The sequence below is a fragment of the Methylococcus sp. EFPC2 genome (assembly GCF_016925495.1).
Classification (GTDB): Bacteria; Pseudomonadota; Gammaproteobacteria; order Methylococcales; family Methylococcaceae; genus EFPC2.
The window spans coordinates 823,962-846,539 of the sequence record NZ_CP070491.1 but is presented as its reverse complement, the minus strand read 5'-3'; the positions used below and the strand labels follow the sequence as shown (position 1 = coordinate 846,539).

Here is a 22,578-nt window from a genome sequence, read left to right as displayed (position 1 = left end):
CATGAATGCTGCTTATTTGGCGGCACGTCATCTCATCGAAACCAAAATGACGACTCTCAATATCGTGCAAGTCGGCGACCCCGTGCTGAGGCTATCGGCGCGCGCCTTGACGCCCGCCGAGATACTGGGCCCCGAGATCCGGCGCCTGATCGAAAGCATGCGGGAAACCCTACGCGCCGCGCCCGGTGTGGGCCTCGCCGCGCCGCAAATCGGCCGGTCCTTGCGCCTCGCGGTGATCGAAGACCGGGCCGAATATCACCGCGGCCTGCCTGCCGAGGAAATGACCGCCAAGGGCCGGGTGCCGGTGCCATTTCACGTGATCGTCAATCCCGAGATCATCGCGTATTCGCCCGATGGCGCAAACTTCTTCGAAGGCTGTTTGAGCCTGAACGGCTACCTCGCGGAGGTCCGGCGTGCGCAATCGGTGCGGGTCCGCTGTCTGGACGAGCAAGGCATCGAAAAAACCATCGCGGCGTCCGGCTGGTATGCCCGCATCCTGCAACACGAAATCGACCATCTGAACGGCGGCCTGTACATCGACCGCATGGACTCCCGCACCTTCAGCAGCCGACAAAATTACGAGCTTTTTCGCGATCCGACTCCCGTAACCTCCAGACAGGAACCCCTAGCATGAGCATCAGTCCGTCACGCCGCATCGCCGACCTGCAACCGTCCGACATCCGTTACATGACCCGCGAATGCGAACGGGTGGGCGGCATCAACCTGGGCCAGGGTCTGGGCGACCTGCCCGCCCCCGATGCGGTCAAGGAGGGCGCCATCGCCGCGATCCGCGAAAACCGCAGCACCTACACGTCATCGGAGGGCATACCGGAACTGCGACAGGCCATCGCCCGCAAGCTCGCACACGACAACAAACTAACGGTGAACCCGGACACCAATATCGTGGTGACGGGCGGCACGACGGGTGCGTTCGCCGCGACCCTGACGGCCCTGCTCAATCCCGGCGACGGCATCCTGCTGCTGGCGCCTTATTACGGCTACCACCTCAACACCATCCTGCTGAGCGGCCTGGAAGCGCAGTTCCTGAATCTGGAAGCTCCGAGCTTTGCGCTGGAGGAACAGGCACTGCGGGCGGCCTTGCGCTCCAACACTAAGGCCATCGTGATCTGCACGCCGGCCAACCCGAGCGGCAAGATGTTCAGCGAGGCCGAGTTGCGCATCATCGACCGCGTCGCCGGGAACCACGATTTACTGGTCATCACCGACGAAATCTACGAATACATCACGTACGACGGCCACCCCCACATCTCGCCGGCCACCATCGGGAACCTGAAAGATCGGACCGTCAGCATCCAGGGCTTCTCCAAGACCTTCAGCATCACCGGCTGGCGGCTGGGCTACGTCGTCGCTCCGGAACCGCTGGCGCGCGCCATCAACCTGGTAGCCGACCTGCTCTATGTCTGCGCGCCCGCTCCCCTGCAATACGGCGTCCTAGCTGGGCTCGAAGCCTCCGGCGACGTCATCGGCCAGTTCCGTGCCAAATATCAGGCCAAGCGCGACAAACTGTGCGCGGGTCTCAAGGCCGCCGGCCTGAAGCCGTTGGTTCCGCAAGGCGCTTATTACGTGCTCACCGACGTCGGCGCTTTCGGTTATCCGGACTCGAAAACCGCCGCCCTGGCCCTGCTCCACCAAACCGGCGTGGCCTCCATACCGGGCTCGGCTTTTTACCCCGACGGCGGCGGCGAACACCTGGTCCGCTTCTGCTTCGCCAAGGAAGACGCCGTGCTCGAAGAGGCGATCCAGCGGCTCGGCCGTTTCCGCGTGTACGAAAAATCGGCCTGACAGACCGCCTCGAATGCGATTAAGGTGGCCCGATTGCCGGGTCATTATCGGGGGGAGCGGGCTTTAGCCCGCGAAGATCGCGGCCTGAAGGCCGCTCCCACCATGACCTATTGGAGCCGGGTTAAAGACCCCGCAAGGAATGGAAGGGCCTGCGGAGATTGCTAGATCACAGCGACTAGCCCGACGCTCAACGGCGCGGGCCGCTGTACGGCGGCGAGCCAGCGAATTCAAATTTCGAATGCGATACCGGCGGTTGCCGTCCGCGTCTGAAAACCCACGGCACAAGCGGCCCATCGGAAATAAAAAACCCCCACCGGTTACCCGGCGGGGGTCAGTTGAACCCGATTCGGTTCGGATGGGATGAGCCACCCCGCGCGGGGCGGCTCAGGCCCACCTTACAGGAAGGACGGGATCAGAGGCGCGTCGATCTGGACGATCTGGCGGGTGCCAGCGGCGTCGAAGAAGAACAGCAGACCGGCGAAACGGCTGTCCGGATCGTAGATGATGTCGGCCAGACGATAGACTTCCCATGCAGCGTCGGAAGCGGTGACTTCGACGGTGCGGGTTTCACCCGGAGCCAGCGGGCTGTTGTCGCTGACGCTCAGGCCGTCTTCCGCCAACAGGTCTTCCGGATAGCCGGTGGTGTCTTTGTAGACATTGGAATCCAGGAAGCGGACCGAGGCGGTGTAGAACTCACCCAGACGCACAGCGCTGGTGCCATTGTTGCTGATGGTCAGCTTGAAGCGAATCGCACGACCCGGCACACGGTAGGTGGCGTCTTCCACCTTGATCGCGATGGTCGGCTTCTTCTCTTCCAGCGCGTGGATGCCACGCAGAGTACCCGCCTGCAGAGGAATGGTGATCGGGTACTTGTTGTTGGTGGCGCTCATGGAAGCCACCACGATCAGGATGGTGCCGGCCAGGAAGGCGGCGCCTACCTTGCGGTCGGTCGGGGTGACGATTTCATTGGCGCGACCCGCATCAACCAACAGGATGCGCGGCAGGAAGACCGGACGGCGGACCCACCAGACGATCCAGGCGGTGCCGAACACTGCCCAGAATACGTGCCAGAAGGCGATGTTGCTTTCACCGTAGGTTTCCAGGTCGATGGTCTGACCGGTCAGGGTGGTCACCGGGTTCTTGAAGTTGGCCATGGAGCCTTCAATGGTGATCCATTTGCCGGGTCCGATGATCGGACCGCCGCCCTGGACGTTCAACATGGTGTGTACGTGCCAGTCACCCGGACGACGAGCGCGCAGTACGACGCGGAACTCGTAGGTGCTGCCGATTTCCAGACGCACGGAACGCGGCACCAGCTGACCGCCGATGTAGGATTCCTTGCGGATGAAGACGGGACCGGGGATACCGATGTTGAGGAACGATACATGCGGTTCGTCAACGGTTTCCGGCCAGCCTTCGAAGACGTGGAACTTACCGGTGATTTCAACGTCTTCGTTGACCTGCACCTTTTCTTTGGACCACTTCAGGTCGTACCAGTGGATGGTACGCATACGCATGAACGCAGCCTGCGATTTTTCACCGTGGGCCGAGGCGCTCGGCGCGTAGAAGCTGGTCGCGGCGAATGCCAACAACAAGCCGACCAAGGACCAGTGCGCGATCCTGTCTCTGATTACTTTCATAGTTCCTCCTCTTTCGAGAATGTTCGTTGTTTCCGCTACCCGGTGAGCCCGGCAGCGGTGTGCTCTTCTTGATGGTTCAGCGCATGGGTGCGGACGCCGCCGACACCCATCCGTTTATCTACTCGCAATTAGCTCTGCTGAATGAACTTGACGGAGCCGAACCAGCGGCCGACGAAGTGCCAGATGAAGTAGATGAGGATGGACATGAACGCAGAGAAGAAGGCCGATACCGGCGCTACGTCCTTACCGAAGGTACGCAGAGTGCCCTTTTCAACCATGCGGATGTACTCGGGGGTACCGGTACGGACATAGTTGTAGCCCTGCAAGTCGGCAACCGACAGCAGCATGCCGTTGTACTCGACCGGTACGTGGAACGGTGCGATGACCGGCCAGTTGCCCGGGTAGAAGATCAAGCCCCAGCCCATGGCGCCAACGATGGCGGTGAACAGGTAGCTGCCGCTCAACAACAGGACGGTGTCCAGGATGATGGCGCCCGGTACGATCTGGGAAGGAAATACCAGGTTGATCGGGAAGTAGGTCCAGCCCCAGAAGTTGAAGTAGCGGTTGATCCACTCACCCAACAGCAGGCCCAGGACCGCCACGGTGGCGCCCCAAGGCAGACGGAAGCGTTCCCACAGCACCGACTGCAGCGCCGCCGGGAAGGTGATCAACACGATCGGTACCACCGTTACCCACAGACGACGATCCTTCCAGTCAACCCAGAAGTCCCAGTCACCCATCGTCAACATGGCGTGAATGTGGTACGAGCCCACCACCACGAAGAAAACAACAAACAACAAGATATAGTCTACGGTCCGCGAGACCTTTACTGCTTCGGCGTGTGACCGAACCGCGGATTGAAGTGCGCTCATGTTACCTCCGATTAAAGAGAGTTATGGTAATTACAGTTCTGCGACTGTTTATTGTTCGGCCGTATCAACCATGAAACCGGAACCCCTGAGGGCTCGGTAAACGGTCGATCGACCGTGGCCCAGACCCTTACAGGTCCGGGCAGAGTTCCTTGCCTATCAGTTTGCCGAAACTGGCGGTGACCTGCAGCACGACGCCCAGGATCGCCAGAGCCAACCAACCGAAGAACACGAAGCCGTAGTGCAGCGGCGCTACGAACAACTCTTCCATGAACCAGAAGGTGTGACCCCATTCGTTCAGACCGACGTTCGGCAGAATCATGAAAGGACCGACCACCGTGATCAGGTAGGGCAGAGACAGACCCTGCGACCAGAACGGCAGACGGGTCTTCGCATACAGGAAGGCGCCGAAGCCGGTGATGATGTAGATCGGGTAGCTCAGGTAGAACTCGATGATGTGCGACGGGGTGAAGTCGGTGTCGCGCACGATCGTCTGATGCCAGGTGCCGTCCTGCTCGGTGAAGTAGGAAGCGCCCCAGTAGATGGCCCACGCATAAGCGAACAGCCAGATCAGGTGGGTGAAGTTGCGGCGCAGTTCTTCACGCGGGGTGATGGCGGCCAGGTTGCGGTCGCGGGTCTTCCAGATGTAGCCCCACAGCAGCGATGCGGTGACGATTTCCAGCACGATTTCGATGTACAGGAAGTTCATCCAGTAGGTTTCGAATTCCGGTGCGAAAGAATCCAGACCGGCGGACCAGCCGTAAACGCCTTCGTACCAGCGTACCCACACATAGAAAACGGTGTAGATCGCAAACGCAAAAGTCAGCCACTTCAGGTCGAGTAAGGGCTTCTCTTGCTCGGCTACGCCGCCGATGATTGTTGCAGCCATATGGATACCTCTTGCATTTGGATTAGCGCGGCTCGTTAAAAAATCCATTTAATCAAGCACTTATATTAAACCCCAGCCTGCCGATTAATTTGGGCGCAGGCCCATGAAGCTCAAGCGTGCGGCACTTTGTCACACCCCTGCTCCCACTGTCAATGCTGTGATTTCGTCACATCTGTTGTACCGAACCAACATGCTCTGAAGGTCGCAATTATCCTTGCTCCGGGCCCGCGGTCGCGGAGCTTTCCCGTATCCCGGCATTCATGTTACCGTCCGGCGAATCGAGGACTCTTACGCGACCGCATATACCGCCATGCTCCGCCGTACCCGTGGTTTCGGAAAACAGCGTTCCGCAACAACACTGCACACCGGGATGGAAGGAAAGAAATTTCCGATAGGCCTGCTGCTGGTCGTAAGCCTCGTGATCATGCCGCCTGCTGCACGCGCGCAGACGTCCGCGTCCCTGGCCACGAGGCCCGGCGCGAGCACCCTCGCACACGCTTGCGCCGGCTGCCACGGCACTTACGGGCACAGCCAAGCCGGAACACCGGCGATCGCCGGCATGAAAGAGGCGGATTTCATCCAGGCCATGCGTGCTTTTGCATCGGGCCAACGCGTTTCGTCCATCATGAACCGCATCGCCCGCGGCTACCGGGATGAGGATTATGCAGCCATGGCTCGTTTCTTCGCGGCGCACTGAATCATGCCCAAGTACGATCGACGAGGTTTTCTAAGACTGGCCGGCATGGCGGCGCTCGCCGGCTGGAACGGCGCGAGCCCGCGCGCACTCGGCAAGGCTAGGGTCGTAGTCGTCGGTGGGGGTTATGGCGGCGCCACGGCCGCCCGGTACCTGAAACTCTTCGAACCCGCGCTGGAAGTCGTCCTGGTGGAAAGGAGCAAGCGCTATCTCTCCTGCCCCGGCTCCAACGAAGTGTTGGCCGGCTGGCATGAACTGGACTGGCTGGAACGTTCGTACGACGCACTGGCAGCGAAATACGGTATCCGCATCGTGCGTGCGCAGGCTAGCCGCATCAACCCGGCACTCCGCACGGTCGATCTCGCGGACGGCAGCCGGCTGGCTTACGACCGGCTGATCGTTTCGCCGGGCATCGCTTTCCGCTGGGACGCCATCGAAGGCTACGACGAAGCCGCCAGCGCGCGTTTGCCGCATGCCTGGCAGGCGGGCGAACAAACCCTGCTGTTGCGCGAGCAGATCCGCGCCATGAAAGACGGCGGTGTGGTACTGATCACCGCTCCCGCCAACCCTTACCGCTGCCCGCCGGGGCCCTACGAGCGCGCCTCCTTGATCGCCCACTATCTGAAGCAACACAAGCCGAAAAGCAAGGTCGTCATACTCGATGGCAAGACCGCATTTTCCAAGCAAGCCTTGTTTCAACAGGGCTGGCGGTCCTTGTACCCCGGCATGATCGAATGGATATCGGCCGAACACGAAGGCCGGCTCGAACGGGTCGATGCCAAGACCTTGACCGTGCATACGGAATTCAATCAGCACCGGGCGGATGTGATCAACGTCATCCCCCCGCAGAAGGCCGGCGAATTAGCGACCTCGGCCGGGCTCGCCGACGCATCCGGCTGGTGTCCGGTCCACCCGGCCAGCTTCGAATCGCATCTGCGGCCAGGCATCCACGTGATCGGCGACGCCTGCAACGCCACGCCCATGCCCAAATCGGCATTTTCGGCCAACTCCCAGGCCAAGATCTGCGCGGCGGCGGTCGTCGACCGGCTCGCGGGGCGGGAGCCAGGACCACCCTCCCTGATCAACCACTGCTACAGCCTGCTGGCACCGGACTATGGCATTTCGATCAACGGCGTGTATGAATATTCGGATTCCGATAAGCAACTCGTCGCCACCGGCGGCGGAGAAACGCCCCTGGAAGCCGACAAGCGGCAGGAAGCCCGCTACGCGGAAAGCTGGCAGCGCAACATCGCCGCCGACACCTTCGAGTAGCCGTCACACGACGACCGATAAAGCGCGTCGCCCCGTGGACGCGCCAACACCAAGCCGAGCGTAACCATGAAGAAATCAACATACTCCCTCCTGATCACACTCGCGGCGATGGCGGGCACCGCACAGGCCGAGCGTATCGGCCATCACGGCGGTCCCTTGCTGCACTGCGAACCGCCCAGCTTCTTCGACGAAACGCCGGCACGGGACAGCAAGGCGGCGAGTTTCCAGGACTTTTCGCTCACCGCCTCGGACAACACCGAAGCCGAATCCGTCAAGGTCTGGGTCAACAACCAGCCGGTCGATGTAAGCGTCACGCCCGAGCGCAGTGGCCGATTGCTGATCAAAGGCCGCCTGAGCGCTCCCATCACCGCCGGCAAGGCCTGGGTACGGGCGACCGGCGACAGCAAGGACGGCTGCGACGAATTGTTCGTCTGGACCGTCTACCTGCCATGAAGCCCGCGCGCTCAGTAGACGTCTCCTCCCTGGCGCCGCAAGCCGTCTCGCGCGACGTCCTGCTGGAAAAATACGCCAAGGGCGATGAACAGAGCGCTACCGCCATCTTCGTGCGGGTCGCGCGCGCGCTGGCCCAGCCGGAATCCGAACCGGCCCTCTGGGAACCCCGCTTTCTGTCCGCACTGCAGGCCGGCTTCGTTCCGGCGGGGCGCATCATGTCCGCCGCCGGGGCCGGCATACAGGCCACGCTGATCAACTGCTTCGTGCAGCCGGTGGGCGACTCGGTGTCGGAAACGGTCGACGGCCGGCCCAGCATATACACCGCCCTGGCGGAATCGGCCGAGACCATGCGGCGCGGCGGCGGGGTCGGCTACGATTTCTCGCGCATACGGCCCAAGGGCGCGCGGGTCAAGGGCACCGCCTCGCGCGCCTCCGGCCCGGTGTCTTATATGCGGGTCTTCGACCGATCCTGCGAAACGGTCGAGTCGGCCGGCGCCCGCCGCGGCGCGCAAATGGGCGTGCTGCGCTGCGACCATCCGGACGTCCTGGATTTCATCCATGCCAAGGACAAGGCGGGAGAGTTGTCCAATTTCAACATCAGCGTCGCGGTGACCGACGACCTGATGCGGGCCGTCGAAACCGACGCCGACTGGACTCTGGTTCATGCCGCGGAGCCGGGCGATGAACAGAAGGCCCAGGGCGCCCACCGGCGCGAAGACGGTCTGTGGGCCTACCGCACGATCAAGGCCCGCGAGCTATGGCGGGACATCATGGCCTCGACGTACGACCACGCCGAGCCCGGCGTGCTGTTCGTCGATCGCGCCAACGCCGACAACAACCTGCACTACTGTGAAACCTTCGAAGCCACCAATCCCTGCGCCGAGCAGTGGCTCCCGCCTTACGGCTGCTGCTGTCTCGGCAGCATAGACCTGACCCGTTTCGTGCGCGATCCCTTCGCCGCGGACGCGGACTTCGATTTTTCCGGCTTCGCCGAACTGATACCCACAGCCGTGCGCATGCTGGATAACGTGCTGGAGACCACCTATTGGCCTTTGCCGGCACAGCGCGAGGAAGCGGCGGCCAAGCGCCGCATCGGCCTCGGCTTCACCGGATTGGGCGACACCCTCGCCATGCTGGGCCTGCGCTACGACAGCCAGGCGGCACGAGTCATGGCGGCCAGGGTTGCGGAAATCCTGCGAAATGCGGCCTACCGGGCGTCGATCGCGCTGGCGCGGGAAAAAGGGCCATTTCCCCGCTTCGACGCCGAACCCTACCTGGCCTCTGCTTACGCCGGGCGATTACCCGATGATTTGCGTGCGGAAATCCGTACGTTCGGCCTGCGCAACAGCCATCTCCTGAGCATCGCGCCGACCGGCACCATTTCCCTCGCCTTTGCCGACAATGCCAGCAACGGCATCGAACCGCCCTATTCCTGGCATTACACGCGACGTAAGCGGCAGGCCGACGGAACGACCCGGGAATACGAGGTCTACGACCATGCCTGGCGGCGTTACCAGGCCCAGGGCGGCGCTGTCGATCAACTGCCGGAGGCCTTCGTCACGGCCCTGGAAATCGCGGCGATCGACCACATGCGCATGTTGCAGGCGGTCCAACCTTATATCGACTCCTCGATCTCCAAGACCGTCAACGTGCCGGCCGACTATCCCTTCGACGACTTCCAGGATCTATACCTGGAAGCCTGGAAAGCCGGGCTCAAAGGTCTGGCGACCTACAGACCCAACGCCATCGTCGGCCAGGTGCTGGTCGCCGAACCGGCCAAGCCGGAAACCTCGCCGGCCGGCACGCGTCCGGATTTCGACGAATCCGATCCCGACCGGCGCCTGCGCCTGGAAAACGTGCCGGAACCGGCCCTCGCGTCCTTGCGCTGGCGGCGGCGTCCCCGGCCGCCGGGCGGCAATCCGGCGTGGACGTATTTCGTCGACCATCCGCTGGGCGCGTTCGCGGTCTTCATCGGCCATGTGGAAAACGGCGGACGCCACCCTTTCGAAGTGTGGATCAACGGCGCCGAGCAGCCCCGCGGCCTGGGCGCCTTGGCCAAGTCGCTGTCCATGGACATGCGCTCCAACGACCACGGCTGGCTCAAGACCAAACTGGAAAGCCTGATGAAGGCGCACGGCGACGACCGCTTCGCGCTCGCCTTGCCGCCGGACGGGGAATCGACCGCCGTGCCCAGCCTGGTCGCCGGATTCGCCCGTCTGGTCTATTACCGCTGCACCGAACTGGGTGCCTTCGAGCCGATCGGAGAAACGCCGGTGCTGGACGCGCTCATGTCCCCCAAGGAGCCTAAGACCGGCACCGAAGGCACGCTCTCCTGGACGGTGGATGTCCTCAACCCCGCCACCGGCGACGATTTCGTCATGGGACTGAAGGAACTGATACTGCCGAACGGGCAGAGGCGACCTTATTCCGTCTGGCTGTCCGGCGTCTATCCGCGCGTCCTCGACGGCTTGTGCAAGAGCCTGTCCTTCGACATGCGGGTCATCGACCCGGCCTGGATAGGCGCCAAACTGCGCCAATTGCTGGATTTCCCCGAACCGCGCGGCGATTTCCTCGCCTGGGTGCCGGGCGAGAAGCGCAAGGAGTCTTATCCTTCTACCGTCGCCTATCTGTGCCGTTTGATCCTGCACCGCCATCACCGGCTGGGCATCCTGGACGAGGACGGCTTCCCGCTGGATGAGATGGGCGCCATGCACTATGAGGGCAATGTCGTCCCCCTCAAGGCCCACCCGGTAGGCCCGGTGGAAACCCATGCCGGCCGGCGTTGCCCCGAATGCGGCCATTACGCGGTGATCCGCAGGGATGGATGCGATTTCTGCACCGCCTGCGGCGCGACGGGAACCTGCGGATGAACGCGGCCCGCGCCCTTCGCATAAGAAGGGCGCGGGAGTACGGCCGGCTATGGCCGGATCAAGGTTTGCCGGTCACAAAACTCAGGCCTTCGACATAAAAGCCCGCGCTGATCTTCCCCGACTCGTCGGCGCGCGGTTCTTTTGCGTGCGCGATGCGGTAGACCCCCAGATGCGTCAGCGCGATGCCAAACAGCGGAGTGGTCTGATCGGCGGCCAGCAGCGTCAGGGTTCCGCTGCGCTCCGCGGCCTCTGCATCGGCGGTGTCGGCGTGTAATTCTTCGTACCAGTCGAACACCTCGGTGCCGAAGTAATCACTCAATCCCAGCGTCAGCTTGGGCATTTCAAAGCCTGTTTCGCCGTCCTCATAGTCCCGATATTGCGGCCCGTTCCCTAGACCCGGATTGCCTTTGCGCACCAGGCTGAACGACTCGATACGCATGACCGCCCGGCTATCCAGGCCGGCTATATCCAGACGGAAATTCGCCGCGAGCCATACGTTCCGCCTGTCCCCCGCCTTAATGTCGCGATAGTTGGCCTTGCCCCCGCCCTTGCTCCATCTGGTTTGGCCGGCACTCAATTTCAGGCCCAGTGTGAAGCGCTCCCTGGAGGTGGCGTCCAGGGTGGAAAACCTCACTTCGTTCACGATAGCGTCGCTAAACTCGAAGACCCTCCGGACGTTGCCTTCCCAATCCAGGCTAAGCAGCCGGCCGTTCAAACGCTCCCCGCCCCGAGAGATTTGTCGTCCCAGGATCCCGAACAAGCGGTTATCCAGGCTTTGCGACAACACGACGGAGAACTCCTCCGGCGCTTGACTATCATGTGCGAAGTTGGTCGCCCCCTCGTAGCCCGAGCGTTCCGACTGTAGACGGCTGGCGTGTTCGAAGGACGAGACGTACGCCAGCGGAACGCCGCCGACCTCCAGCACGGCGTAGCCGGTCGAATAGGAAGGGCGCGCCGCCGCCGTCGCCTCATGGCAGGCGAAGGCGAGCAGAAACAGGGCAATTGCGGCGATGAGTCGAATGTGTGCGTTCATGATGATTCCTCTTGATGGGGATGGGGATGGGGCCGGTGTTCGTGCCGCCCAAGCGGCGCCGGATACCCCTTCGTATCAAGCGGGATGCCAGCTGCGAGCCATGACGCCAACTCACTGATATATCGAGTTTTATCGTCGTATCGACACAAAAACGGGGCCTGGCTGCCTGATCCGCTTTTACGGAATGCCGTGTTTTTACGATATTTCCAGCGTGCTCAGCGCCGTTACCGTCAGAGGTCTTGGCGGGATGCGCCTGGCCCGGCGGGCAGGAGCGTAGGGAAGATCAAAGACGAAATGTCGTAAACAGCCGATATTGCGTACATTTTCGACGCAACGGACGCGGCCCAGGAGCCCCGACTTCACCGGAGAGATGAATCAAAATATTCCGCTATTTCAATTACTTGAATCACATTCATTGCGCGTTTTCGAATTTGGCATCCAATCTGAATCGGTTCAGTACGGGAGCAAAATAACGGCACCCGGTACAACGAAAGACGAACCAGGAGGAATGTGATGAACGTAGACAGTCATTTCGGACCGGTCAAAATCAAGGACGAAAACGGACACGAAGTATGTTATCGGCGGATCGGGGGAGGAATCTGGCTGGCCATGGATGCCGAGCGTTACGTCTGGAGCGAAAACGTCGAGGTGCCCGATTCCGTGCTCGAACTGGCGCAGGAATATGACGATACGACCGTCCAAGAATGGGCCATCTGGATCTGGTAAGGCGTGTTTCCGGACGGCTGGAAAGACGCCGGGGCCGGCCTAACGGCCGCGCGTGATGCCCAGGCGCTCCATGCGGGAACGCAGCGTGGTCGACGGCATGCCGAGGATCACGGCGGCACCCTTCTCGCCGCTGATGCGCCAGCGGGTGTGTTCCAGGACCTTGAGTATGTGTTGCCGCTCGACGTCCTCCAATGCCGCCAGCGGACCCGGGAGCGGATCGGGCCCGGCCTGCTCGGCGAGATCCAGTGGCGCCAGCTCGCTGCCGGAGCTCAGGATGACCGCCCTTTCGATGACGTGCTGCAACTCGCGTATGTTGCCGGGCCAGCCATAACGGCCGACCCGGGCCAGCGTCGCCTCGGGCACGCTGTCTATGCGCTTGCCGAACTGGTTCGCGTATTTGGCGACGAAATGTCGAACCAGCGAAGGGATATCCTCCGCGCGTTCCCGCAAAGGCGGGAGATGGATGGGAAACACGTTGAGCCGGTAGTAGAGATCCGGACGGAAACTTCCTTCCCGTGCCATCTGCGCCAGATCCCGGTTGGTGGCCGCCACCACGCGAACGTTGACCTTGATGGTCTGCGTCCCGCCGACCCGTTCAAACTCGCCCTCCTGCAAGACCCGTAGCAGCTTGGCCTGCAGATCCAGCGGCAATTCGCCGACCTCGTCGAGGAACAAGGTGCCGCCGTTGGCGATCTCGAAGCGTCCCTGCTTACGCTGCAAGGCGCCGGTGAACGCACCCTTTTCGTGGCCGAACAATTCGCTTTCCGCGAGATTGGCGGGTATGGACGCACAATTCAGCTTGACCAGCACCTTGTCCTTGCGGGCACTGCGGTTGTGGATGGCGCGGGCGATCAGCTCCTTGCCGGTACCCGTCTCCCCCGTCACCAGGACGGCGGAGTCGGTGCCGGCCACCTGGCCGACCAAGGCCACCGCCCGACGCAAGGCCGGCGAACTGCCGATGAGGTCGTCCGGATTATGGACGGCCTTCAACTCCTCCTCCAGGTAGAGATTGACCCCCTGGAGCTGGCGGCATTCGGCTTCGGCCTTGAGCCGCTTCTGCCGCTCCTCGGCGTTGCGCAGGATCACCGTATACAGCCTTTCGCCGCCACTCTCGACGCGCGACACGGACCCCTCCACCGGTACGGGAAGCCCGTCGCCGCGCAGGACCTCCAGACCGTCGGGCAGCCAAAAGGCGGGCTCGGACGAACCGCCGATATAGTCCAGCAGCCGCTGCTTGAGCGTCGGACTCAGGAAACGATCCAGCGAACCGCCCAAGACATCCGCGCTCCGGCAGGCGAACATGGCTTCGGCAGCGGCGTTGAACAGCACGATGCGCCGTTCTTCGTCGGTTGTGACGATGGCGTCCAGGGCATAGGTCACGATGCGCGACAGGCGCTCCCGGCTGCTTTCCAGTTCGCCCCTAAGGCGCGCCAAGGTCAGATGGGTGTTGACCCGCGCCAACACTTCCTCGTGCTGGAAAGGCTTGGTGATGTAGTCCACGGCTCCCAGTCGCAAACCCTGGATCTTGTCTGCGGTGTCGTCCAGCGACGTGGTGAACAGCACCGGGATGGCTTCGGTGCGGGGCGACTCCTTGAGCCGCGCGCAAACGGCAAACCCGTTCATGCCCGGCATAACGACGTCGAGCAGGATCAGGTCGGGGACCGAACGCTCGGCCTGCAGCAGGGCGCTGGCGCCGCTTTCCGCGACGAGCACCTCGTAGCCCGCTTCGCCGAGCAGGGCATAGAGTTCGGCCAGATTGACCGGATTGTCGTCCACCATGAGGATGACGGGCTTGCGTTCGGCGCGGACAGTCATGGCTGGCTAGCCCGTAGATGGACGGACTTCGGCCGGGCGCCGCCCGAACCGGGGCACAAACGCCGCGTATCAGCCGGCATCGGACGTGTCCTCGGGATCGGGCGCCGCCAGGAACTGCCGGATCCCGGGCGCCAATTGAGCCATCGCGGCCTGCAACTCGCCGAAGAGGATGCGGGCAGCGTCGAAGTCCTTTGCCCTGGCGGCGTTTTCCAGGCGTTGGGCCAGTTCGGCCGCGGGCTTGGCGCACAGGGAACCTACCGAGCCCTTCAGGGTGTGCGCGGCCCATTCGAGCGCGGGGCCGTCGCCATTCCGGATCGCCTCCTCGCAACTGTGCAACAGTTCGTCCGACTGGTCGAGCACGATGCCGGCCAAATCCTTGAGCAATCCCCGCCGGCCCCGAACCCGCTGCAAGGCTTCGGTCAGATCGAACGGTGCGGTTTCCGCCATACCGGTATCACCTCTCTCGGTCGCCGGCGAAGCTGAATGCCATCGCTCGACGGTCGCCAGCAGTTCCGTCTCGCGCAAAGGTTTGGAAATGTAAGCATCCATGCCGGCCTCGAGGCAGCGTTCCTTGTCGCCCTGCAGGGCGTGAGCCGTCATCGCCACGACGTAAATGTGCTCGCCGCCGTATTCCCGTTCGTGTTCCCGCAATGCCTCCGTGGCCTGCAAGCCATCCATGACCGGCATCTGGACATCCATCAGCACGGCGTCGAAATCGTTTTGCGCCAACAGACGCAAGGCATCCTGCCCGTTGTTGGCCATGGTGACGATGTGGCCACGGTCTTCCAGCAATACGCGCACCAGCCGCTGGTTGACCGGATTGTCTTCCGCCACCAGGATACGAAGGGCCCGTTGCAGCGGGCGCATCGCCGCACAGTCGGAGCCGCCCGCCGAACAAGGCGCCGGCTGAGCCGTGCTCAGGGCTTCCTGGATCGCATCCAGAAGCTCGGAATACTTGACCGGCTTGCGCAAGAACCGGCTGATGCCCAATTGCCGCGACAGATCGGCCTCGCCCACCCGGTCGGCCGACGAGAGCAGCATGATGGTGGGCGGTGTGGCACCGGGATTGGCTATGATACGGCTGGCGACCTCGTAGCCGTCGATTCGCGGCATCATGGCGTCCAGCAGGACCAGCCGGAACGGCTTGCCCTGGGCTTCCGCCTCCCGTATGGCCGCCAGCGCGACCTCGCCGCCGTCCGCCTGTACCGGCTCCAGCCCCCATTGGGTGAGCATTTCCACGAAGATATAACGGTTGACGGCGTGATCGTCCACCACCAGGACGCGTATGCCGCGCAGGTCCGCCGGATCGCGCCTGACGTGCTCGGGCGCCTCCGGCGGTACCTGGAACGGCAGGGTGAAATGGAAGCAACTGCCCTGCCCCACCTCGCTGTCCAGCCATATCTCCCCGCCCATCAGGTTCACCAGACGGGACGAGATCGAAAGTCCCAGCCCCGTCCCGCCGAACATGCGGGTGGACGAGGCGTCCGCCTGGGCGAAGGCATCGAAGATCACCTGCCGCTTGTCCGCCGGTATGCCGATACCGGTGTCGCTGACCGAAAATTGCGGGCAGACCTTGTCCAGACAGCGCTCGCAGTTGCTGGTCACGCGCACCGAAATTTCACCCTTGGGGGTGAACTTGATGGCGTTGCTCACGAGGTTGATGAGTATCTGCCGCAGGCGGCCCTCGTCCCCCGCCACCAGTTCCGGAATCTGCGGGTCGATCAGATAGGTCAGTTCCAGACCCTTGGCATGGGCCTGGGGAGCCAGCAGTTTGAGGGTGTCGCCGACGGCATCGCGCAAATCGAAGCTTACGCATTCCAGCTCCAGCTTGCGGGCTTCGATCTTGGAAAAATCCAGTATGTCGTTGAGCAGCCTGAGCAGCGATTCGGCCGAGGACGCGGCCATCGTCAGGTATTCGCGCTGCAGCGGGGTCAGCTCCGTGCGCAGCGCGAGCTCCAGCATGCCGATGACGCCGTTCATGGGCGTACGGATCTCGTGGCTCATGTTGGCGAGGAATTCGCTTTTGGTGAGCGCCGCCTGCAGGGCCGCGTCACGCGCCTGCGTGAGGCCTAGTCGCATGCGTTCGAGGTTTTCCGCCAGGGCAGCGACCTCGACGATGCGCGTATGGCTGCCGAACTCGGTATCCAGGTCGCCGGCGGAAATCTTGTCCGCCTCCTGGCGCAGTATTTTCAAGGGCCGTACCAGACGGGTGCCGAGGGCGGCGGCGACGATCAAGGTCAGGCCCAGATAGGCGGCGACCAGGTAGATGCCGCGCCGATAGAGGTTGAAGAGTTCGCGCTGCACCGGGGTCTCGTCATAGCCCAGCCTCAGGACGGGCGCTTCTCCCGCATCCGCTTCGCCCAAGGGAACGGCGATGAAATAAACGCCGTCGTCGTGCTGTCCGAAGAAGAAGTCTTCGTCGAAAGGCTGCTTCGTTTCCAGCGGGACATTGGGATGTATCGATCTCGCCGTCGAATAAACTTCGGCGAAAACGAGCCGGCCGTTCAGCAGAAACTCGTCGAGCAATTCGGAGGTCTGCCGGGACTCGCCGGCCGCGACCTGGGCGGCGACCAGGTTGCCGAGCAGCAGGGCATCCGAACGCACCTGGTTGACGAACTGCCCCTGGACCCCGGGTTTGGCGATCAGATAAACGCCGAAGAGCAGCAAAGGCACCAGCAGCAGATGGACGCCTATCAAAGACAGCAGCAGGCGTCCGTTGAAGCTGCGCAGGAAATTCCTCAATTCGCCGCTCCGGTCCACAAGGTGCCGACGGGCTTGAGCCCGCGGTACGCGTTGAGATCGCTGGACCACATGAAGGTGACGGAGTCGGGCTGTTCCAGCAGCAAGGCATTCAGCCTGTGCTTGTCCCCTATCGCTTCCGGCCTTTGGCCGCCGAGGCGGAAGACGATGGACAGCACCTGTTTTTCGTAGGCCTCGGACGACATGAAAGTCACTTTCTGCAGGAAGACCTCGAACAGTAGGTTATCGCTGGTATTTAGCAAGGGTTTGAGGGTGACGCCGTTTTTCTCCACCGGCAGGCCGAGATAAAGCTTGCGGGTTTCCTGCACCGTGAGCCGGGGTATGTTGGCCTGCAAACTCGCCGCCAGTATCAGCTCGCGTGCGTCCGGCCCCATCGCCGCCGATGCGTGGCAGGCCAGCATTGCCGCCAAAACGATGTAAACCCACTTGGCCATGGCTAGGGAAACACCGCGCTCCATTGCAAACCGAGCTGACCGTAGTGGTCGTCGCGCACCCGCTCGCGGGCGAGTTCGAACTTGAGCGCCATCTTGTAGGGCAGCTCGTAACGCAGGCCACCTAGGTATCTTTCGCGCACGAAACTCCCGAAATGGTCGAAATAGCGGTCCCCGGCGTCGTTGAAGCTGCCTTCCACCCGACTGTACACGGTCAGATCGGGGGTCGCCTTCCACTCGCCCTGACCGTAGACATTGCCGATATTCGACTGCGCCTGCGCACCCTGGTAGTCGTTATGAACGAAGATAGCCTCGGTGAGGAAATTGAAGTCGTCCCAACGCCAGGTGGCGTAGGCGTTTGCGACCATCTGGTCGACGCGCTGAACGCCGATCGCCTGACCGGGGATTTCCGTATAGCTGAAGGAAAAACCGAACTCGTCCGACGCGAAGGCGGTCGGTTGATAACCGAGGCGCAGGGTCACGGCGGGGCGCCGGTCGCCTTCGGGATCCAGAATGTCGAAGGCATCGAGACGGCGCTCGGAGAGATCCGGACCCACACCCGCGTTCAACACGTAATAAAGGCTGGACTCCCCCAACTCCCGCGACCCTTCCAGATACAAGCCGGTGACATGCAAGGGCAGCGGGCCGCCGGAATTTTCGTAGGTCATCATCCCGGGCCGGGAGATGCTGGTCATCAAATACGCCCCGTGATGAAACCGGGTGTTCCAGTATCCGATGGGATTGTGCGTGCGGCCCAGCCAGAAGGTCGTGTCCTGCCAGCGCCAGCCCAGTTGCAGCCGCTGGATCTCCTGTGCGGAGCGGTCGACCAGCCATTCCAGCAAGAACCGCAAGCGGTCCTGATCGTAGGAATAGAAGAGATTCAGGCCGGGATTGATTCTTTGCTCGGGGAGCCGGGAATCATCTTTCAGATCGAAACGGCCGATCTGCGTCAGTTCGGGAAACAGTAGGAGGTCGCCGTAATGATCGGCCGAGGCGGTGGACCAGGCGAACAGCCCAGTGGCCAGCGTTATCAGGCACCGATACCCCTTCATACGGCTGCCGGACGAAGTCGAAAAGGGTCCATTCTTACCTGTCTTCGTGCTGTGCGCGGCCATCAGGCTATACGTCTTGTGCTATGCGTCCATGGAGCCGGCCCGGCCGGCGTCGAATAAAGCGGCAAAGGTACAACCAAACCGAGGTCAGAAGGAAGCCCCGCACGACGAAAATCTGGACTCCGCGCCGGCCAGATCAAACGCGGCGCTTTTGGCGGCTCTGGGCTGGTGAAAACCGCCGCTTTGGTCCAAGCTGAAACCAACTGAACAGGGGGGATTGAAGTGTCCCAAAAAACGCCGCTACACGCTCACCATCTCGCCGCCGGCGCTCGCATGGTCGAGTTCGCCGGCTGGGAACTGCCAGTCCACTATGGCTCGCAACTCGAGGAACACCGCCGGGTGCGTCGCGAACACGGGATGTTCGACGTTTCCCACATGCGGGTGATCGACGTGCAGGGATCCGGGGCGAGTGCCTTGCTACGCCGCGTGCTCGCCAATACGGTCGACAAGCTCAGGCAAGCCGGCGACGGATTGTATAGCTGCATGCTGAACCCCGACGGCGGCGTGCTCGACGACCTGATCGCCTTCCGCATCGAAGAAGAAGATTATCGCCTCATCGTCAACGCCGGTACCGCTGAGCAGGACATCGACTGGTTAAGCCGACAACGGGCGGCCCTGCCGGATGCCCACCCGACCCTCTCGCCTAGGCGCGATCTGGGCATGATCGCGGTGCAGGGGCCTTGCGCACGCGAGGCGGTCTGGCGGGCGCTGCCCGGCTCGCTGTTTGCCACGGAGAGGTTGAACCGCTTCCAGGCCGCCGAGTTCGAAGACATGACGATCTGCCGCACCGGCTATACCGGCGAAGACGGCTTCGAACTGATCGTACCCGGGTCCCGCATGACGGCGGTCTGGGAGGCCCTGTCCTCGGCCGGGGTCTTGCCCGCCGGACTCGGCGCCCGCGACACCCTGCGCCTCGAAGCCGGGATGAATCTTTACGGCGCCGACATGGACGCCAGCACCCACCCGTACGAATCCAATCTCGGCTGGACCGTCGACCTGACCGCGGGGCGCGATTTCGTCGGCCGTAACGCCTTGGAATCCTGCGACCGTTCGAAACGCCTAACCGGCCTGATACTGGAAGGTCGCGGGGTTCTGCGCCACGGCATGCCGGTGACGACCGCGCAGGGAGACGGTCTGATCACCAGCGGTTCCTTTTCCCCCACCCTGAACGCCTCGATCGCACTCGCCCGGCTGCCGTCCGCCGTCAGCCCCGGTGCAACGGTGTCGATAACGATACGCGACCTCGCACAGCCGGCCCGCGTCACGCCGCTTCCCTTCGTGCGCAACGGCAAGATACTCGTGTAAACCCGGAGCTACCCGCCATGTTAAACCTTCCGCTTGCGGTACTCGAACGGCGCGACGAATTCATGCACCGCCACATCGGCCCCGACGAAGACGAGGTTGCGTCCATGCTCGCCGCCTTGGGGCTGGACAGCCTGGACCAGTTGATGAATGAAGCCGTGCCCGCCGGGATACGACTGGCCGCACCCCTGCCGCTTGGCCCGCCTGTCCCCGAACAGGAAGCCCTGGCCAGGCTGCGCGCCATGGCGGCGAAGAACCGGGTGCAACGCTCGCTGATAGGCCTGGGCTACTACGGCACTTATCTGCCCAAGGTGATCCTCCGCAACGTGCTGGAAAATCCCGGCTGGTACACCGCCTACACGCCTTATCAGGCGGAGATCGCCCAGGGCCGGCTCGAAGCGCTGAGCAACTGGCAGCAGATGGTGATCGACCTCAGCGGACTGGAACTCGCCAATGCATCCCTGCTCGACGAGGCCACCGCGGCGGCCGAGGCCATGAGCATGGCCCGCCGGGTTTCGGCCAGCCCCTCCCGCGCGTTTTTCGTCGACGCGGGAGTTTTTCCACAGACTCAGGACGTACTAAAAACGCGCGCGAAATATTTCGGCTTCGACCTGATTTTCGGCGCGCCCGAAGAAGCCGGTAAGCACGCGGTTTTCGGCGCCTTGCTGCAATACCCGGACCGGCACGGCGAGGTACGCGATCTGACCGGCATCATCGCCGGGCTCAAATCCCGAGACGCCATCACCGCGGTCGCCACCGACTTGATGGCACTCGTGCTGCTGAAATCGCCCGGAGCCATGGGTGCGGACATCGCGCTCGGCTCCGCCCAGCGCTTCGGTTTGCCTTTGGGTTTCGGCGGTCCACACGCCGCATTTTTCGCCGTCCGTGACGAATACAAGCGTGCCGTACCGGGCCGCATCATCGGCGTGTCGATCGACGCGCGCGGCAAACCCGCCCTGCGCATGGCCTTGCAGACGCGCGAGCAGCACATCCGCCGGGAAAAGGCCACGTCCAACATCTGCACTTCCCAGGTACTGCTGGCCAATCTGGCTGGCTTGTACGCCGTGTGGCACGGCCCCGAGGGTTTGCGATCCATCGCCCTCCGCATCCACCGCCTCGCCGCCCTGTTCGCGGCAGGAATGCAGGCCGCCGGCTACAGCTTGCTGACCCGGTACTATTTCGACACCCTGGATATCGCCACCGGCGATCGGACCGCGAGCCTGCATGCCGCCGCGGGCGACTTGGGCTACAACCTGCGCCGTGTTTCGGAAAACGCCCTGGGCGTGTCTTTCGACGAGACGAGCTCCCGTGAAGATCTCGCGGCGCTCTTCCAATTGTTTGGCGTCGCCGCCGATCCGGAAGCGCTGGACATCCCGGCAAGCGGGCTGCCGGCCGACAGTCTGCGCAGCGATCCCATCCTGCGTCACCCGGTGTTCAATCGCCATCGAACCGAACACAAGATGCTGCGTTACCTTAAACGGCTGCAAAACCGCGACCTGGCACTCGATCACTCAATGATCCCGCTGGGTTCCTGCACCATGAAGCTGACGGCGACCAGCGAAATGCTTGCGCTGGGCTGGCCCGAATTCGCCGACCTGCACCCCTACGCGCCGCGCGAGCAGGCGCTCGGTTATTTGGAGATGATGAACGGGCTGGCTGGCCATCTCCGCGCCATCACGGGCTTTCCCGCAATCAGCCTGCAGCCGAATTCCGGAGCCTTGGGCGAATATGCCGGGCTGGTCCTCATACGCCGCTACCATGAAGCGCGCGGCGAAACGCACCGCGACGTCTGCCTGATTCCCCGCTCGGCCCACGGCACCAACCCGGCGAGCGCAGCGATGTGCGGACTGCAGGTGGTGACGGTCGACTGCGACGAGCGCGGCAACATAGACATCTCCGACCTCGAAGCCAAGGCCGGGCAATACCGGGATCGCCTGGCCGCATTGATGATTACCTACCCGTCGACCCACGGCGTGTTCGAGGCCGCGGTGAAAGAAATCTGCGCCGCGGTGCATCGCCGCGGCGGCCAGGTCTACATGGACGGGGCCAATCTCAACGCCCAGCTTGGCCTCACCTCGCCGGCCGCGCTCGGCGCCGACGTCTGCCACATCAACCTGCACAAGACGTTTTGCATACCCCACGGCGGTGGCGGACCCGGCATGGGGCCGATCGCGCTGGCGAGCCATCTCGCCCCTTACATGCCAGACCACGCCATCCAGCCGACCGGAGCAAGCGACCGCCCGAATGCCGGCCAGGGAGCCGTGGCCGCCACGCCCTACGGTTCGCCCAGCATCCTGACCATATCCTGGATGTACATCACCATGATGGGCGGCGCGGGGCTAGCCCGCGCGACCCGCGTGGCCATCCTCAACGCCAACTACCTCGCCACCCGGCTGGCTCCGCTTTATCCGGTGCTCTACACCGGCGAACGGGGACGCGTGGCCCACGAATGCATCTTCGATATCCGCCCCATCAAGGCCGCGAGCGGCATCGGCGAGGTTGACATCGCCAAGCGCCTGATGGACTACGGCTTTCACGCGCCGACCGTGTCCTTCCCGGTGCCCGGCACCCTGATGGTCGAGCCGACCGAATCGGAATCCAAAGACGAACTGGACCGCTTCGTCGCCGCCCTGAGCCGCATCCGGGAAGAAATCGACCAGGTGGAGCGAGGCGTTTGGCCCGCCGACGACAATCCGCTCAAACGCGCCCCGCATACCCAGGCCGACGTGATCGATGCCGAATGGAATCGCCCCTATAACCGCGAGGAAGCGGTTTTCCCCCTAGCCTACGTCCGGGAAAACAAATTCTGGCCCAGCGTGAACCGTATCGACGAGGTTTATGGCGACCGTCATCTATGTTTCGGCTGTCTGCCGGCGAGCGAGGCTAGCTCCGACTGATGCGGACCCGAC

General features: G+C 62.9%; 17 protein-coding genes. 9 read left to right on the top strand and 8 right to left on the bottom strand.

Annotated elements, in window-relative coordinates; all coding sequences use genetic code 11:
- Positions 1-46 precede the first annotated feature (46 nt).
- Positions 47-634: a peptide deformylase gene (gene def, locus JWZ97_RS03620; protein WP_205433451.1), complete on the top strand. Its 588-nt coding sequence runs from the start codon at positions 47-49 to the stop codon at positions 632-634.
- Positions 631-1,803, top strand: coding sequence for a pyridoxal phosphate-dependent aminotransferase (locus JWZ97_RS03615; RefSeq protein ID WP_205433450.1), 1,173 nt, complete (start codon positions 631-633; stop codon positions 1,801-1,803). Before def ends, JWZ97_RS03615 begins: the two co-directional genes overlap by 4 nt.
- A 395-nt stretch (positions 1,804-2,198) precedes the next feature.
- On the opposite strand, the gene amoB is transcribed toward JWZ97_RS03615, so the two are convergent.
- From amoB to amoC, 3 genes are all read right to left on the bottom strand, one after another.
- A complete protein-coding gene (gene amoB / locus JWZ97_RS03610) occupies positions 2,199-3,443 on the bottom strand; it encodes a bacterial ammonia monooxygenase, subunit AmoB (RefSeq protein WP_205431325.1) in 1,245 nt (414 codons plus the stop codon).
- Positions 3,444-3,571: 128 nt separating this feature from the next.
- The gene (gene amoA, locus JWZ97_RS03605; RefSeq protein ID WP_205431323.1) at positions 3,572-4,315 is read right to left on the bottom strand and encodes a bacterial ammonia monooxygenase, subunit AmoA; all 744 of its coding nucleotides are present in this window, start codon (positions 4,313-4,315) and stop codon (positions 3,572-3,574) included.
- A gap of 127 nt (positions 4,316-4,442) precedes the next feature.
- On the bottom strand, positions 4,443-5,201 hold the full coding sequence (gene amoC / locus JWZ97_RS03600; protein WP_205433449.1) for a bacterial ammonia monooxygenase, subunit AmoC: 759 nt from the start codon (positions 5,199-5,201) through the stop codon (positions 4,443-4,445).
- 370 nt (positions 5,202-5,571) lie between these two features.
- On the opposite strand from amoC, the gene JWZ97_RS03595 reads away from it, so the two are divergent.
- The 4 genes from JWZ97_RS03595 to JWZ97_RS03580 all read left to right on the top strand — a co-directional run bounded on the left by JWZ97_RS03595 (position 5,572) and on the right by JWZ97_RS03580 (position 10,490).
- Positions 5,572-5,898: a hypothetical protein gene (locus JWZ97_RS03595; RefSeq protein ID WP_205433448.1), complete on the top strand. Its 327-nt coding sequence runs from the start codon at positions 5,572-5,574 to the stop codon at positions 5,896-5,898.
- Positions 5,899-5,901: 3 nt separating this feature from the next.
- Complete coding sequence (locus JWZ97_RS03590; protein WP_205433447.1) at positions 5,902-7,167, top strand: NAD(P)/FAD-dependent oxidoreductase; 1,266 nt, start codon at positions 5,902-5,904, stop codon at positions 7,165-7,167.
- A 66-nt stretch (positions 7,168-7,233) separates the two neighbouring features.
- Positions 7,234-7,620 (top strand): hypothetical protein, encoded by a 387-nt coding sequence (locus JWZ97_RS03585; protein WP_205433445.1) that lies wholly within the window; start codon positions 7,234-7,236, stop codon positions 7,618-7,620.
- Entirely contained in the window at positions 7,617-10,490 is a 2,874-nt protein-coding gene (locus tag JWZ97_RS03580; RefSeq protein WP_240342460.1) for an adenosylcobalamin-dependent ribonucleoside-diphosphate reductase, read from the top strand. The genes JWZ97_RS03585 and JWZ97_RS03580 overlap by 4 nt, the downstream gene beginning before the upstream one ends.
- Before the next feature lie 58 nt (positions 10,491-10,548).
- Here the strand turns inward: JWZ97_RS03580 and JWZ97_RS03575 are convergent, their stop codons facing one another.
- Entirely contained in the window at positions 10,549-11,523 is a 975-nt protein-coding gene (locus tag JWZ97_RS03575; RefSeq protein WP_205433444.1) for a hypothetical protein, read from the bottom strand.
- 513 nt (positions 11,524-12,036) lie between these two features.
- Here JWZ97_RS03575 and JWZ97_RS03570 point away from each other — a divergent pair.
- Complete coding sequence (locus JWZ97_RS03570; protein WP_205433442.1) at positions 12,037-12,249, top strand: hypothetical protein; 213 nt, start codon at positions 12,037-12,039, stop codon at positions 12,247-12,249.
- A 39-nt stretch (positions 12,250-12,288) separates the two neighbouring features.
- On the opposite strand, the gene JWZ97_RS20210 is transcribed toward JWZ97_RS03570, so the two are convergent.
- The 4 genes from JWZ97_RS20210 to JWZ97_RS03550 all read right to left on the bottom strand — a co-directional run bounded on the left by JWZ97_RS20210 (position 12,289) and on the right by JWZ97_RS03550 (position 18,307).
- Positions 12,289-14,064 (bottom strand): sigma-54-dependent Fis family transcriptional regulator, encoded by a 1,776-nt coding sequence (locus JWZ97_RS20210; protein ID WP_205433441.1) that lies wholly within the window; start codon positions 14,062-14,064, stop codon positions 12,289-12,291.
- 69 nt (positions 14,065-14,133) lie between these two features.
- Positions 14,134-16,806, bottom strand: coding sequence for a response regulator (locus JWZ97_RS03560; RefSeq protein ID WP_205433440.1), 2,673 nt, complete (start codon positions 16,804-16,806; stop codon positions 14,134-14,136).
- Positions 16,803-17,258 (bottom strand): hypothetical protein, encoded by a 456-nt coding sequence (locus JWZ97_RS03555; RefSeq protein WP_205433439.1) that lies wholly within the window; start codon positions 17,256-17,258, stop codon positions 16,803-16,805. Before JWZ97_RS03555 ends, JWZ97_RS03560 begins: the two co-directional genes overlap by 4 nt.
- 2 nt (positions 17,259-17,260) lie before the next feature.
- Positions 17,261-18,307, bottom strand: coding sequence for a hypothetical protein (locus JWZ97_RS03550; RefSeq protein WP_205433436.1), 1,047 nt, complete (start codon positions 18,305-18,307; stop codon positions 17,261-17,263).
- Between the two features lie 282 nt (positions 18,308-18,589).
- Between JWZ97_RS03550 and gcvT the strand changes: the two genes are divergently transcribed.
- Together gcvT and gcvP are read left to right on the top strand one after the other, a co-directional pair.
- A complete protein-coding gene (gene gcvT, locus JWZ97_RS03545) occupies positions 18,590-19,672 on the top strand; it encodes a glycine cleavage system aminomethyltransferase GcvT (protein WP_205433434.1) in 1,083 nt (360 codons plus the stop codon).
- Positions 19,673-19,689: 17 nt separating this feature from the next.
- On the top strand, positions 19,690-22,566 hold the full coding sequence (gene gcvP, locus JWZ97_RS03540) for an aminomethyl-transferring glycine dehydrogenase (RefSeq protein ID WP_205433432.1): 2,877 nt from the start codon (positions 19,690-19,692) through the stop codon (positions 22,564-22,566).
- The last annotated feature ends 12 nt before the right edge of the window (positions 22,567-22,578 follow it).